The organism is Nocardiopsis sp. CNZ308 (genome assembly GCF_004217075.1).
Genome location: NZ_SHKJ01000001.1, coordinates 2,348,032 through 2,361,165, shown reverse-complemented (window position 1 = coordinate 2,361,165; position 13,134 = coordinate 2,348,032). Strand labels below are relative to the sequence as shown.

Here is a 13,134-nt window from a genome sequence, read left to right as displayed (position 1 = left end):
GGAACGGGTCAGGCCGCGGGTCGGGGCGTCAGCAGGTTCCGCCGAGGGCGACCCCGTCGACGCGGGAGACACCGGCGTTGCGCTGCGCGCCCACGCGCCGGTTGACCTCCTCGGGCGCCACGGACTCGCCCTGCTGGTGGTACACCCAGTCCACGTCCTGCACGTAGGTGCTCGGGCCGCCGGTGTGGCCGCTCATGTCGACGAACCACTGGTTGAAGTTGATCGACATCGGCGACGACGGGTAGTACTTCCCGCTGTGCTCGGCCACCAGGTGCGTGTCCACGTAGTAGCGGACCACGCCGTCCGTCACCTGGACCACCAGGTCGCGCCATCCGTCGAAGGAGCGGTTCACCACGTCGCTGGTGTTGTCCGCGACCCAGGGGTCGCGCTGGTAGGTGTGGTAAGAGGTCAGGTACATGGCCTCCGCCGGGGCGCCCCAGCCCGAGTTGGGCAGGTACTCGAAGTCGAGCTCGCTGTAGGCGGGATCGTTGTCGTAGGCCAGGGGCGTGATCGTGTAGAAGGTCTGGAGCACGGTGTCGCCGTCCTGGCCGGAGACCGGGGCGTCGGCGAACTTGACCTTGGCGGCGTAGGTGCCCTCGTGGAACTTCTCCTCGCCGAAGGTCAGCTCGGCCTGGCTGGTGCCCGCCGGGGTGCCGTCCGTGGTCGAGGTCAGGCGCAGCAGGGAGTCGCCGCTCTCCTCGGTGAAGGAGATGTTGTCGGCGTCCCAGGACGCGCCGGGCACGCCGGGGCCGCCGGGCCAGCTGCGGACGTTCCAGCCCTGGTCGCGCAGGGCCGGGTCGTCGGGGCCGGTGTAGTCGAAGTCGTCGAAGAACAGGCCGCACGACGCGGAGGTCTGGTCGGCGACGGGCTCGACCTCGACGGGGGAGCCCGTCGCGCAGGCCGTCAGGGGGAGTGCGACGGCGCAGGCCAGGGCGATGTGGCCGGGACGGATGCGGGTGGGCACGGGGAACACCTCGGTTTCGGGGAGGAACGGCCGGGAGCAGGGGCCGGGCCGGGGCCTCCGGTTCGGGAGGGCCCGGCCCGGGAGGCGCTAGAACGCGGTCAGCGTCACGTCGAGGGACACCGGCGCGTGGTCCTGGACGTAGGAGGCGAAGTTCGACACGTCGTCGAAGGCGAAGCCGTAGGCCTTGCCGTCCACGGTGTTCTCGTGGAAGACCGCCGCGTAGCGGTTGGTGGTCTCGTGGTTGTAGAACGCCGCGGGGTCGGTGACCGGGTGCTCGGCGGTGTCCAGCAGCGTCGAGCGGTTGAACGCCGCGCCCAGGATCGCGGCCACCGGGCCGGTGATGCCGTCGTTGGGGGCCGCCAGGGCGCCGTCGCAGAAGAAGACGTCGCGGGTGGAGGGCTTGGGGATCGGGGCCACGCCGCCGTCGAAGACCAGGTCGCCCGAGCCGTCCACACGGCCGGTGAAGGTCCCGGCGTTGGTGGTGACGCGCAGGTCGGTGGTGCTGTAGCGCTCCCAGACCTGGTCGATGTAGGAGTCGTAGTAGTCGGCGGGGAACAGTCCGGCGTCCAGTCCGTGCCCGGGGGCGATGACGAGTCCTCCCTCGCTCAGCACGAGCGACGAGAAGACGGGGTCGGCGGAGAGCGTGGCGAAGACCGCGTCGCGGCCGCCCGGCTCGAACGTGCCGGTAGTCTGGTCGGCCTCGCCCTGGAGGCGGATGGCCAGCGGCACGCTGAACTGGTCCACCATGCTGGTGTTGCAGTACATGCCGGTCTCGTTGTGGGTGAACTCCACGGTGTCGTGGAGCACCCCGTGGCTGGGGTCGGACTCGACCCAGCCCGCCGGGTACTGGAGCGCGGGCCTGCCGTTGCCGTCGGTGACGACCTTGAACCGGAGCTTGCCGCCGAGGGCGAAGTACACCCGGCCGGACATGAACGGCAGGGACAGTTCGCTGACCGAGTCCAGCGGGATCGAGTAGTCGGTGAACCCGTCGTCGGTGTTGTCGGACTCCGCGACCGGGTGCGCGACGCCGCTGGCGTCGACCCAGGACTGCGTGTTCGTGGTCAGGTCGGTTCCCACGACGTAGGCGCGGATCTCGCTGTCGGGGAAGGTCCCGGTCTCGTTGGTGACCCTCACCGGAAGGGCGCCGGCCTGGCCGCCGCCCGAGGTGAGTTCGCCGTTGCTCTCCGCACGGGAGCAGCCGGTCGTGACGAGCAGGGTGCTGACGGTGGCGAGCGACGCGCCGCCGAGGAACAGTCTTCGGTCGATCATGGGGGTCGCCTCACTGGAGGGGCTGGTAAGACGCGCCCAATCTGACGACCGTTGAAGCGTCGCGTCAACCCGTGGTCACGATCCGTCCGCGACGTTTTCGTGTTCTCACTGGTAACAAAGTTGTCATGTGACTTATGTCACCTGCTGACCGAATGATTTTCGGTTCTGTGGGTGAACATTTTCGGTTGATGGGCGTCCACAGAAGTTCTCCCCCTGGTGGGCCGGGGTTCACGGGGGCCGCGCTCCGCCGGAGGGAGCCGGTGCGCGGGCTTCCTCCGGCCGAACGCGGCGGCGGGAAGGCGCCCGGCCGCACCACCGGCCCGCGCAGCCCGGAGCCCCGGTCCGGGTCTTCGCCGCGTCCGCCTCCGCGGCCCCGGGTCTACGCCCTCGCGCCCTCGGCGGGCTCCGTCGGCACGGCGGCTCCGGCCGACTCGGCGGTCCCGGTCCGCACGGCCGCCTCGACCGGAACGACGGCCCCGGCCTCCAGGGAACGGCCCGCCTCCAGCATCCGGTCGATCAGTTCGTCCCTGGTCTCCCTGACGGCGCGCGCGTTCAGGGCCTCGCCGTGCAGCTGGTCGGCGTTGCCGCCGTCGGAGTCCACCTGGACGAGGAGCAGGTCCAGCTCGCGCTGGCGCTCCTCGACCCTTCGGACCTGCTCCCACTCGGTGTGCGCGGCCAGGGCCTCCTCGACGGACGCGCCGTAGTCGCGGATCGCGTCCACCCGGGCCGCCAGCTCCCGGTACACGGCCTCGTGCCGCTCGTGCTGCTGGTCCAGCACGGCGAGCACCCGGTCGGAGACGGCGTCGAGGGAGTCCGCCACGTACTCCTCCCTGATCCGCTCGTGCCGGTGCAGCAGCGAGGCGATCCGCCACTCCTCGGCGCGCAGGACCGACAGGGGCTGGGCCGCGTCGAAGGAGTCGCCCAGCCGCAGGTCGGCCTCCTCGACGGTCCCGATCGTCCTCTGCACGTCCAGCAGCAGACGGGCGCCCTGCCGACCGAGGTTCGCGGGCACCAGGTAGCGGTCCGCGTGGGCCGCCGCCAGCCGGTCGCCCCGGGGCCACCACCACCCCGCCCACAGGGCGGCGGCCGCGTACACCGCGCCCGGCACGAACCAGTAGAGGTTGAAGGCCCACTCCGGTCCCGCCAGGGCGAGGAACCAGCTCGTCAGGGTCGCGGGCACGAAGGCCAGGGAGAACGCCTGCCAGGACCGGCGCCGGGAGGTCCGCGACAGCCACCGCGGCAGCAGGGACCGCGGGCGCACACGGGTGACGGCGAGTCCGGCGGCGCCCACGGCCGCGGCCTGCACCAGCAGGCCCAGGAAGTACAGGGAGACCGACCACACCAGGAGGGGGCCGCTGACCAGCGCCCAGAGGAGGCTCAGCGAGGCCACCGCGGTCCCGGCCGCCGCCATGCGCGTCCGGTTGGGGAACCGGGGCTGCCTGGCCCAGGCCCGCTTCGAGCGAAGGAAGGGCAGATGCTTCCGGAGTCTTCCGGCGAGGCGGGGAGGCAGTGAGGGGTCCAGGACGGGACGTGCGCCCCCAGCCGTGCTGTCCGCGGCCTTCCACCGGTTGTCCGACACTGGTTCGGCTCCTCTCGCGTGCGGTTCGCCGCGCTCGGGCCCCCCGTTTCGGACACGCGTTTCGGACGCGTGGTTTCTCGGGGAGTCCGTACCGCACGTTACCGCCCCGGCACGGAATCCGTACCGGGGCGGCGGTCACGAAGCGCGCCTCAGCCCGCGACGGCCTCCTCCACGGCGGCGGCCCACAGCGACACCGCGCTGTCGACCTGGTCGCCGTCGACGATGAGCGGCGGGATCATCCGCACCACGTTCCCCTCGGGTGCGCAGGTGAGCAGCAGGAGCCCGTGCCGGGCCGCGGCCTGCTGGGCGCGCAGCGCGGTGGCGCCGTCCGGCGAGCCGTCGGCGGCGGTGAACTCGTTGCCGAGCATCAGCCCCCGGCCGCGCACGTCGCCGATGACCGGGTTGGCCTCCGCCACCTTCTCCAGGCCCAGGCGCAGCCGCTCGCCCATGCGCGCGGCGTTCTCCACCAGGCCCTCCTCCTGGATCACGTCCAGGGTGGCCAGGGCGGCGGCGCAGGACACCGCGTTGCCGCCGTAGGTCCCGCCCTGGGAGCCCGGCCAGGCCTTCTCCATGATCGCGGCGGGGGCGGCGATCGCCGACAGCGGGAAGCCGCTGGCCAGCCCCTTGGCGGTGATGACCACGTCCGGACGGATGCCCGAGGGCTCGTGGCCCCAGAACGTGCCCGTGCGCCCGAAGCCGGTCTGCACCTCGTCCGCGACCAGCAGGAACCCGTGCCGGTCCGCGCGCTCGCGCAGCCCCTGGAGGAAGGCCGGGGGCACCGGCACGTAGCCGCCCTCGCCCAGCACCGGCTCGATGAACACGGCGGCCGTGTCCCTGGGCGAGGTCACCGTGGCGAACAGGTAGTCCAGCTCGCGCAGCGCGTACGCGACCGCGTCGGCCTCGGACACGCCCAGCCGGTAGGCGTACGGGAACGGAGAGACCACCACGCCGGGCATCAGCGGGCCGATGCCCGCGCGGATCTTGACCCCGGACGTGGTCAGCGACGCGGCGCCCATGGTGCGCCCGTGGAAGGACCCCTGGAACACGATGACGTTCTGCCGGCCGGTCGCCTGCCGGGCCAGCCGCAGGGCGGCCTCGACGGCCTCGCTGCCCGAGTTCACGTAGAACAGCCGGTCGAGCCCGGCGGGCAGCACCTCGCCCAGCCGCTCGGTGAGCCGCAGCAGCGGCCGGTGCATCACGGTGGTGTACTGGCCGTGGACCAGGGTCCCCACCTGCTCCCGCGCGGCGGCCACGACGCGGGGGTGGCAGTGGCCGGTGCTGGTGACGCCGATGCCGGCGGTGAAGTCGAGATAGCGGCGGTCGTCCTCGTCGTAGATGTAGGCGCCCTCGCCTCGGGCGGCGACGACCGGTGTCGCCTGCTTGAGGATCGGGGAGAGCTCCGCCATGCGTGGCCTCGATTCCGTGTCGCGTGTTCCGTAGGATTGTTGACAATCGACGCTGCTATGGAAACATCCGTGCGGCGACGGTGTCCAGTGGGCGCACGTTGGGCAGTTCTGACCACAGGCCGAATCTCGACCGGGGAGTAGCGAACATGTCGGATCAGGAAGCACGGGTCGTCGCGCGGGTGGACAAGAGGCTGTTCATCGGCGGGACGTGGCGCGACGCCGCCTCCGGGAACGCCTTCGAGGTGGAGGACCCCTCCACCGGCGAGGTGCTCTGCGAGGTCGCGGACGCGGGGAAGGAGGACGCGCTCGACGCCCTGGACGCGGCGCACCGGGCCCAGGCCGCCTGGATGCGCACGGCGCCCCGGGACCGCGGCGAGATCCTGTACCGGGGCTACGAGCTGCTCATGGAGCGCCGGGAGGACCTGGCGGTCCTGATGACCCTGGAGATGGGCAAGCCCCTCGCCGAGGCAAGGGGCGAGATCGCCTACGCCGCCGAGTTCCTGCGCTGGTTCTCGGAGGAGGCCGTGCGCATCGAGGGAGGGTTCTCCACCTCCCCCGACGGCAAGTCCCGCTTCCTGGTCATGCGCCAGGCGGTCGGCCCCTGCATGCTCATCACCCCCTGGAACTTCCCCATGGCGATGGGCACCCGCAAGATCGGCCCCGCCATCGCCGCGGGGTGCACCATGATCCTCAAGCCCGCCCACCAGACGCCCCTGTCCGCCCTCGCGCTGGCGGGCATCCTCTCCGAGGCCGGGCTCCCCGAGGGCGTCCTCAGCGTCATCCCCACCACGGACCCGGGCTCGGTCACCGAGCCCCTGCTCAGCGACGGCCGCATCCGTAAGGTCTCCTTCACCGGTTCCACCGCCGTGGGCCGCAAGCTCCTCGAACAGAGCGCCGGGCAGGTCCTGCGCACCTCCATGGAGCTGGGCGGCAACGCGCCCTTCCTGGTCTTCGACGACGCCGACATGGACGCCGCCGTGGACGGCGCGATGCTCGCCAAGATGCGCAACATCGGCGAGGCCTGCACCGCCGCCAACCGCATCTACGCCCAGGCGGGTGTCGCCGAGGAGTTCGCCGAGCGTCTCAGCCGCCGCATGGGCGCACTGCGCCTGGGCCGCGGCGTGGACGAGGGCGTCGACGTGGGCCCGCTCATCGACGACAAGGCCCGCGACAAGGTGCAGGGCCTGGTGGACGACGCCGTCGGCAAGGGCGCCCGCGTGCTGGTCGGCGGCGGCCCCGGCGACGGTCCGGGCCACTTCTACAAGCCCACCGTGCTCGCCGACGTGCCCTTCGAGGCCGAGCTGTCCACCACCGAGATCTTCGGCCCGGTGGCCCCCGTGCTGCCCTTCGAGACGGAGGACGAGGTGCTGCGGGCCGCCAACGACACCGAGTACGGCCTGGTCAGCTACGTCTACACCCGCGACCTCAACCGGGCGCTGCGGGTCAGTGAGAACCTGGAGACCGGCATGGTCGGCCTCAACCAGGGCGTGGTCTCCAACCCGGCCGCGCCCTTCGGCGGGGTCAAGCACTCCGGTCTGGGCCGCGAGGGCGGCCGGGTCGGCATCGACGAGTTCCTGGAGACCAAGTACATCGGCATCGGCGGGATCTGACCGGATATCCCGGTAATCCGGGGGTTCGCCTGTGGCGCGGGCGCGGCACCGCCTACGCTCGCCCCATGGGCACACGGATCCCCGACGACGGCGACGCCGCCGCCGCTCTGGCCTCCGTCAGGGCGGCGGGCGGTGAACCGTCGCCGGAGGCGCGGGCGGACCTGGAGCGGATCGCACGCGGTGAGATGAGCTTCGAGGAGGCCAGGGAGCGCATCCTGGCCAGGTACCGGCTGCGGGAGTGACGGAGGCGACGCGGCGCCCCCGCGGCCCTGTCCGCCGTGACCTCGTGCTTGTAGCGAGGTCCGAGCGCCGACATCGGCCACAAGTACGAGATCACCGCGGTTCAGGACCCTCGCGTCACACCGGTGACGTTTCCGGCCAGCGCAGGCCAGGCGTCGGCGCCGCGCGGCGGCACGGGCGCGTCCGTGTTCCGCGGGCGTCCTAGACCTCGGGGACGGACTCCCCGCCCTCGCCGTTGATGCGTTCGACCGTGTCCACCATGTGCGCCTCGATCAGGCGCAGCAGCTCCTCCTCCGCCCCGTCCACGATCGCGTCCAGGATGCGGCGGTGCTCGTCCAGGAGCTCCTCCGGCTCCGGGTACACGTCCTGCATCACCGTGAGGCACATCCGGGTCTCCACCAGCAGCGTCTGCGCCATGCGCTCCAGGCGGCTGTTGCCCGCGCAGCTGACGAGGGTCTGGTGGAAGGCCTGGTCGGCGTCGCTCATGGCGTTGCGGTCGCGGCTCGCCGCCGCGGCGGCGAGCCGCTCCACGGCCGGGGTGAGGCGGGCGACGGCCTCGCCCCGGTTGCCGCGCATGATCAGCTCGCAGGCGGTCCGCTCGACGGCGAGCCGGGCCACGTAGACGTCGCGCACGTCCGCGGGCGTGAGTTCGCGCACGAACAGCCCCCTGTGCCGTTCGCTGCGCAGCAGCCCCTCCTGCACCAGGCGCTGCATCGCCTCGCGCAGGGGGCCGCGGCTCACCCCGAGCTGACCCGCCAGCTCGGACTCGCCGAGCTGGTCCCCCGGCGCGAGCGAGCCGTACATGATCGCGGACCGCAGCTGGTCGGCGATCAGTTCGGCGGTGGAACGCCGGGGCACGGGTCTGAGCTGGCCTGGGGCGGGCATGGCCGCCCTCCTCTCGGATCGGGGACGGGACGCGCGGCGGGCGCGTCGTCGAGGTTAACGGGGCGCCAGGACGCTGTTGACCGCGGCCGAACCCGAGCGGAACAGCATGCCCGGTCCGGAGCCCCGGCCCGCGGTCGCCCCCGCCAGGCGCAGACCCTCCCACACGCTCACCTGGTTGGCGGTGAGCACGGTCTTGCCGAGCAGCGCCTCCAGGGGTTCGATGAGGTGGGCGCTGTGCAGGGCGGTGTCCGGCACCAGGACGGCCTCGGCGCGCTGGTGGTCGTTGGAGATGACGAAGTCCAGGACGTCGTCGGGGTCCAGGTCGCCGACCTCGGCGGCGGTGGCGATGCCGTGGCTGGCCAGCGACAGCACGGTCACCCCCGCCTCGGTGAGGAACTCCACGAACCTCTGGGCGACGTCGTCGGGGTAGGTGGCGGCGATCGCCACCCGCGAGACGCGCAGCTGGCGCAGCGCGTGCACGAAGGCGAACGAGGTGCTCGACGACGGCGCGCCCGCGTGCCGGCGCACCCCCTCGACCTGCCTGCGGGCGCCCTCCCAGCCGAACACGAAGCTGCCGCTGGTGCAGGCCCACACCGCGGCCTCCACCTCCATCACGGCCAGCTCCTGGGCGCCCTTGGCGAGCACGTCCTCTCCGCCGACGTCGAGCAGGGCGTCCACGCGGTGGGCGTCCTCGCGCATGAGCGTGTGCACCACGGGGAGTTCGACGCCTCCTCCGAGCAGGCCCTCGAAGGCCTTGTAGTCGTCCTCGGCGCTGAACCCGGGGTAGAGGAATCCGACGCGGGTCATGCGGCTCTCCTTCGGGTCACGTCCCGCGCGTCACGCGGCACTCGGTGTGGCGACATCGATCAGGCTCTGTCCGTGGGCCACGGCCTGGCGGCCCGCGGCCCTCATCACGGCCCACATGGTCACCTGGTTGGCCGCGATCACCGGTTTGCCCAGCTCGCGCTCCAGGGGCGCGATGATGTCGTAGGTGAGCACGTTGGTGCAGCTGATGAACACGGCCTGGGCGTCGGGGCGGTCCACCGAGTGCACCGCCTCGGACACCTCGGCGTAGGTCACCCGCCAGATGTGGCTGAGCAGGCCCAGCCCCACGCTGGAGGTCACGGCGACGCGGTGCTCGGCGAGGTAGGCCAGGAGCCGGTCGGTCACGCTGTCCACGTAGGGCGTGACGACGGCGATCCGGTCGGCGCCGAGCGCCTCCAGGGCCTGGACCAGCGCTCCGGACGTGGTGACGGCGGCGGGCGCCCCGGCGTCCACCATGGACCCGTGCAGGCGCCGTTCGCCCCGGGCGCCGTGCACGAAGCTGCCCGAGGCGCACGCGTACCCGACGGCCAGGGGCTCGGGGGCGAGCAGCGCGCGGACCGCCGGGGCCACGTGCTCCTCCCGGCACAGGGCTGCGGCCTGGTCGACCGTCACCGGTACGTGTACGTACGGCAACCGCGTGACGTGCAGTGAGACGTCGTCGGGCGTCCAGCGCCAGAGTTCGCGGTCGAGCGCGAAGTCGTAGGGCGCGATGACGCCGACTCCCGCCTGCCACGGCGTCCGCGTGCTCGCGGCCAGTTCGACGACCTGCTGCTGCGCGCCGGTGCCGTTCGTGTACTCTCCGTCGGTCCGCATCGGTCACTCACCTCCCGGATGTGTGTTGTCGTTGCCGTCCCCGCGGGGACGCGGTCGCTTCGCGCCGGGGCCCGAGGGCCGCCCGCGGGCGCGGTCGTGGTGGCCCGCGGGCCGGTCAGCGCTCCAGGCGCTCGTACACCAGCCGCTCGCCGACGCTGCCCGAGCGCCAGACGTCGTTGCAGGCCTCGGCCATGGCGGGCAGGTTCTCGACCACGGTGGCGAACACGTTGCCGGGCACCCAGCCGACGTCGCCGTTGAGGAGCAGGTTGTTGCGCCCGTAGAAGAGGGCGAGGTCGATGACCCCGGGCAGGTGGCCGATCCCCTTGTCCTCCTTGAAGGCGCGGTCGAGCATGCCCCCGTCGAAGGAGAAGTAGACGACGTCGCCGGGGATCGGGGTGACGGTGGGGTTCTCCTGGCCGGGCTCGTCCTCGGCGAACCGCGGCACCATCGTGTAGACCTCGTTGCGCGCGTACTTGGCGTGCTGGACCGCGTCGCCCTGCGGCAGGGCGTTCCAGACCGCCTCACAGGTGCGGGGCGCGTCCTTGTCCAGGAGTTCGGCGACGCAGGAGACCCCGCGCCTGGGCAGGGTGATGGTCATGTACCGGGGCAATGGGTAGTCCCTTCGACGTCGGGCAGCGGGACCTGCGGGAACACCCCCGGCGCCGGGGCTGTTGATTGTTGACAATCCTAGGGTCCACAACCCGGATGCGGCAATAACCCCGGTGCGAGTGGGTATCCCGGGCAGGTCAGAGCTGGTAGGAGAGGCCCGGGTTTCGGGGGGAACAGTCGATTTGTGGATTGTTGACAATCCTATGTGGGCTCCCTAGCGTTTCCCGTGTAGGGCGATCCGTCCCCGACGACCTCTCTGAACCACCGTCGCCAACCGGAGAGTGCACGCCCGTGAACAGCCTCATCCCGCCCGACCGTCCGAGACTCCTCGTCCTCCACGGCGACGACCTCCCGCCCGGCCGCGAACGGATGGACGACCATCCCCGCCTCGGCGAGGTCGTGTACGCCACCGCCGACGAGCTTCCCGCCAGGCTGCCCGGGTCGCACGCCCTGCTGGTGTGGGACCTGTTCACCGAGGCGCTGGCCTCCGCCTGGCCCAAGGCCGACTCCCTGGCCTGGGTGCACGCCGCCACCGCCGGGGTGGACAACCTCATGTTCCCCGGCCTGGTGGAGAGCCCGGCGGTGGTCACCAACTCGCGCGGGGTCTTCGACGAGCCCATCGCCGAGTACGTGCTCGGCCAGGTCATCGCCTTCGCCAAGGGCTTCCAGCAGACCTGGGAGCACCAGCGCGAGCACCGCTGGGAGCACCGGGAGACCGAGCGCGTGTCCGGCAGGCGGGCCCTCGTGGTCGGGACCGGGCCGATCGGCCGCCACATCGCCCGCAAGCTGACGGCCGTGGGCATGCGCGTGCGCGCCTCCGGCAGCCGCGCGCGGGAAGGCGACCCCGACTTCGGCACCGTGGTCGAGTCCAGCCTGGCCGAACGCGGCGCCGACGGCGCCCCGACCCTGGCCGGCGAACTCCCCGAGGCCGACTACGTGGTGATCGCCGCCCCGCTCACCGACGCCACCCGGGGGCTGGTCGACCGCCGCTTCCTGGGGCTGATGAAACCCACCGCGCGGCTGGTCAACGTGGCGCGCGGCCCCATCGTGGCCGAGGCCGACCTGGCCGCGGCCCTGGAGCACCGCGTCATCGCGGGCGCCGCGCTGGACGTGTTCGAGGACGAGCCCCTCAAGGCGGTCTCCCCGCTGTGGGGGCTGCCCGGGTCGGTGGTCTCGCCGCACATGTCGGGCGACGTCGTCGGCTGGCGCGATGACCTCATGGACCTGTTCCTCGACAACCTCGCCCGTTACCTGGACGGGCGGGAACTGCTCAACGTGGTCGACAAGAGCCGCGGCTACGTGCCCGGCTGACCCCTGATGGCGTGACACGGGAGGCTGAAGTGACGATCCGTTCCGACCGGGCCGGGACCGAGGACGCGAGCGCGGACGTCGGCGCGGCCGAGGGCGCCCCGGGGGCGACCGCGGTTCCGCAGGCGCGTCCCGGCGGGCCCTCCGCACCGGCCGACCTGTCCGCCGAGCGGCTGCTCGCGGCCTACGCCGCCGGGGAGCTGTCCCCGGTGGAGGCCGTCGACTCCGTGCTGGAGCGCATCGAGCGGGACAACCCGGCGCTCAACGCGTTCTGCCTGGTGCGCCCGGACGAGGCCCGCGAGGCCGCCCGCGCCTCCGCCGAGCGGTGGCGGCGCGGCGAGCCCACCGGGGCCCTGGACGGGGTGCCGGTCTCGGTCAAGGACGTCCACCTCACCCGCGGGTGGCCCACCCTGAAGGGCTCGGTCACCAGCCCCCAGGAGGGCCCGTGGGACGAGGACTCCCCGGCGGTGGCCCGGCTGCGCGAGAGCGGCGCGGTGTTCGTCGGCAAGACGACCACGCCCGAACTGGCGTGGAAGGGCGTCACCGACGGCCCGCTCACCGGTGTCACCCGCAACCCGTGGGACCTGTCCACCACGCCGGGCGGCTCCAGCGGCGGGTCCGCGGCGGCCGTCGCGGCCGGGATGGCCCCGCTGTCCACCGGGACCGACGGGGGCGGTTCGATCCGCATCCCGGCCAGCTTCACCGGCGTGTGCGGGATCAAGCCCACGTGGGGCCTGGTGCCGCACTACCCGGCCAGTCCCTTCGGGTCGCTCGCGCACACCGGGCCGCTGGCCCGCACGGTGGGCGACATGGCGCTGATGCTGGAGGTCATGGCCCAGCCCGACGCGCGCGACTGGGCCGCGCTGGCGGCGCCCGCGCCCGGCCTCGGCGACGTGCGCCTGCGCTCCGACGCCGAGCGGCTGGTGCGGGGCGTGCGGATCGCCTACAGCCCCACCCTGGGCGGTCTGGACGTGGACCCGGAGGTGGCCGCGGCGGTCGCCGACGCGGTGGCCGTGTTCGAGGCGCTGGGCGCCCGGGTGGAGGAGGCCGACCCCGGTCTGCCCGACTCCCGGGAGGAGTTCCACGTGCTGTGGTACTCCGGTGCGGCCAAGGCCACGGACCGGCTCACGGACCGCCAGCGGGACCTGCTCGACCCCGGCCTGCGGGAGATCGTCGAGGAGGGGCTGACCTACTCGGCGCAGGACTACCTGACCGCGATGGCGCTGCGGATGGAGATGGGCGCCCGGATGGGCCGCTTCCACGACGCCTACGACCTGCTGCTCACCCCGTCGATGCCGATCGCGGCGTTCGAGGCGGGGCTGGAGTCGCCGCCGCGGCTGGCGGGGGAGCGGTGGACCTCGTGGGCGGGGTTCAGCTACCCGTTCAACATGACCCAGCAGCCCGCGGCGAGCGTGCCGTGCGGGTTCACGGCGGCGGGGCTGCCGGTGGGCCTCCAGGTGGTCGGGCCCCGGCACGCCGACTCCCGGGTGCTGGCGGCCTGCCGCGCGTTCGAGCTCGCCCGTCCCTGGGCGGACCGGAGGCCGTGAATTCCGAGAGGTTCCGTGGCTCGTGGGAATCATGCGCACACCCGCTGCGATCAGGTGCTTTGCTCCGAAGATGAGGAGA

12 protein-coding genes are annotated in these 13,134 nt (G+C 72.6%); 4 read left to right on the top strand and 8 right to left on the bottom strand.

Annotation, left to right across the window (positions count from 1 at the left end; translation table 11 throughout):
- Positions 1 to 28: 28 nt before the first annotated feature.
- From EV372_RS10175 to EV372_RS10160, 4 genes are all read right to left on the bottom strand, one after another.
- Complete coding sequence (locus EV372_RS10175; RefSeq protein WP_253795671.1) at positions 29 to 964, bottom strand: glycoside hydrolase family 16 protein; 936 nt, start codon at positions 962 to 964, stop codon at positions 29 to 31.
- Between the two features lie 87 nt (positions 965 to 1,051).
- Positions 1,052 to 2,233 (bottom strand): glycoside hydrolase family 64 protein, encoded by a 1,182-nt coding sequence (locus tag EV372_RS10170; RefSeq protein ID WP_130395821.1) that lies wholly within the window; start codon positions 2,231 to 2,233, stop codon positions 1,052 to 1,054.
- A 379-nt stretch (positions 2,234 to 2,612) separates the two neighbouring features.
- Positions 2,613 to 3,644, bottom strand: a complete 1,032-nt coding sequence (locus EV372_RS10165; protein ID WP_253795669.1) for a hypothetical protein — start codon at positions 3,642 to 3,644, stop codon at positions 2,613 to 2,615.
- A 317-nt stretch (positions 3,645 to 3,961) separates the two neighbouring features.
- Positions 3,962 to 5,218, bottom strand: a complete 1,257-nt coding sequence (locus tag EV372_RS10160) for an aspartate aminotransferase family protein (RefSeq protein ID WP_130395819.1) — start codon at positions 5,216 to 5,218, stop codon at positions 3,962 to 3,964.
- 146 nt (positions 5,219 to 5,364) lie between these two features.
- On the opposite strand from EV372_RS10160, the gene EV372_RS10155 reads away from it, so the two are divergent.
- Positions 5,365 to 6,828 (top strand): NAD-dependent succinate-semialdehyde dehydrogenase, encoded by a 1,464-nt coding sequence (locus tag EV372_RS10155; RefSeq protein WP_130395818.1) that lies wholly within the window; start codon positions 5,365 to 5,367, stop codon positions 6,826 to 6,828.
- 65 nt (positions 6,829 to 6,893) lie between these two features.
- Positions 6,894 to 7,070 (top strand): antitoxin VbhA family protein, encoded by a 177-nt coding sequence (locus EV372_RS29015; protein ID WP_165435977.1) that lies wholly within the window; start codon positions 6,894 to 6,896, stop codon positions 7,068 to 7,070.
- A gap of 199 nt (positions 7,071 to 7,269) precedes the next feature.
- On the opposite strand, the gene EV372_RS10150 is transcribed toward EV372_RS29015, so the two are convergent.
- The 4 genes from EV372_RS10150 to EV372_RS10135 all read right to left on the bottom strand — a co-directional run bounded on the left by EV372_RS10150 (position 7,270) and on the right by EV372_RS10135 (position 10,189).
- Complete coding sequence (locus EV372_RS10150) at positions 7,270 to 7,953, bottom strand: GntR family transcriptional regulator (RefSeq protein WP_130395817.1); 684 nt, start codon at positions 7,951 to 7,953, stop codon at positions 7,270 to 7,272.
- A 54-nt stretch (positions 7,954 to 8,007) separates the two neighbouring features.
- On the bottom strand, positions 8,008 to 8,760 hold the full coding sequence (locus EV372_RS10145) for a maleate cis-trans isomerase family protein (protein WP_130395816.1): 753 nt from the start codon (positions 8,758 to 8,760) through the stop codon (positions 8,008 to 8,010).
- A gap of 30 nt (positions 8,761 to 8,790) precedes the next feature.
- Positions 8,791 to 9,591, bottom strand: coding sequence for a maleate cis-trans isomerase family protein (locus tag EV372_RS10140; RefSeq protein WP_130395815.1), 801 nt, complete (start codon positions 9,589 to 9,591; stop codon positions 8,791 to 8,793).
- A gap of 115 nt (positions 9,592 to 9,706) precedes the next feature.
- Positions 9,707 to 10,189: a DUF3830 family protein gene (locus tag EV372_RS10135; protein WP_013155744.1), complete on the bottom strand. Its 483-nt coding sequence runs from the start codon at positions 10,187 to 10,189 to the stop codon at positions 9,707 to 9,709.
- A 302-nt stretch (positions 10,190 to 10,491) separates the two neighbouring features.
- On the opposite strand from EV372_RS10135, the gene EV372_RS10130 reads away from it, so the two are divergent.
- On the top strand, positions 10,492 to 11,511 hold the full coding sequence (locus EV372_RS10130; RefSeq protein ID WP_130395814.1) for a D-2-hydroxyacid dehydrogenase: 1,020 nt from the start codon (positions 10,492 to 10,494) through the stop codon (positions 11,509 to 11,511).
- A gap of 29 nt (positions 11,512 to 11,540) precedes the next feature.
- The gene (locus EV372_RS10125; protein WP_130395813.1) at positions 11,541 to 13,055 is read left to right on the top strand and encodes an amidase; all 1,515 of its coding nucleotides are present in this window, start codon (positions 11,541 to 11,543) and stop codon (positions 13,053 to 13,055) included.
- Positions 13,056 to 13,134 lie beyond the last annotated feature (79 nt).

Coding starts and splice junctions, on each gene's coding strand:
- EV372_RS10155 (WP_130395818.1), top strand. CDS start 5,365: ATGTCGGATCAGGAAGCACGGGTCGTCGCGCGGGTGGACAAGAGGCTG.
- EV372_RS10150 (WP_130395817.1), bottom strand. CDS start 7,953: ATGCCCGCCCCAGGCCAGCTCAGACCCGTGCCCCGGCGTTCCACCGCC.
- EV372_RS10145 (WP_130395816.1), bottom strand. CDS start 8,760: ATGACCCGCGTCGGATTCCTCTACCCCGGGTTCAGCGCCGAGGACGAC.
- EV372_RS29015 (WP_165435977.1), top strand. CDS start 6,894: ATGGGCACACGGATCCCCGACGACGGCGACGCCGCCGCCGCTCTGGCC.
- EV372_RS10160 (WP_130395819.1), bottom strand. CDS start 5,218: ATGGCGGAGCTCTCCCCGATCCTCAAGCAGGCGACACCGGTCGTCGCC.
- EV372_RS10140 (WP_130395815.1), bottom strand. CDS start 9,591: ATGCGGACCGACGGAGAGTACACGAACGGCACCGGCGCGCAGCAGCAG.
- EV372_RS10170 (WP_130395821.1), bottom strand. CDS start 2,233: ATGATCGACCGAAGACTGTTCCTCGGCGGCGCGTCGCTCGCCACCGTC.
- EV372_RS10165 (WP_253795669.1), bottom strand. CDS start 3,644: ATGGCGGCGGCCGGGACCGCGGTGGCCTCGCTGAGCCTCCTCTGGGCG.
- EV372_RS10135 (WP_013155744.1), bottom strand. CDS start 10,189: ATGACCATCACCCTGCCCAGGCGCGGGGTCTCCTGCGTCGCCGAACTC.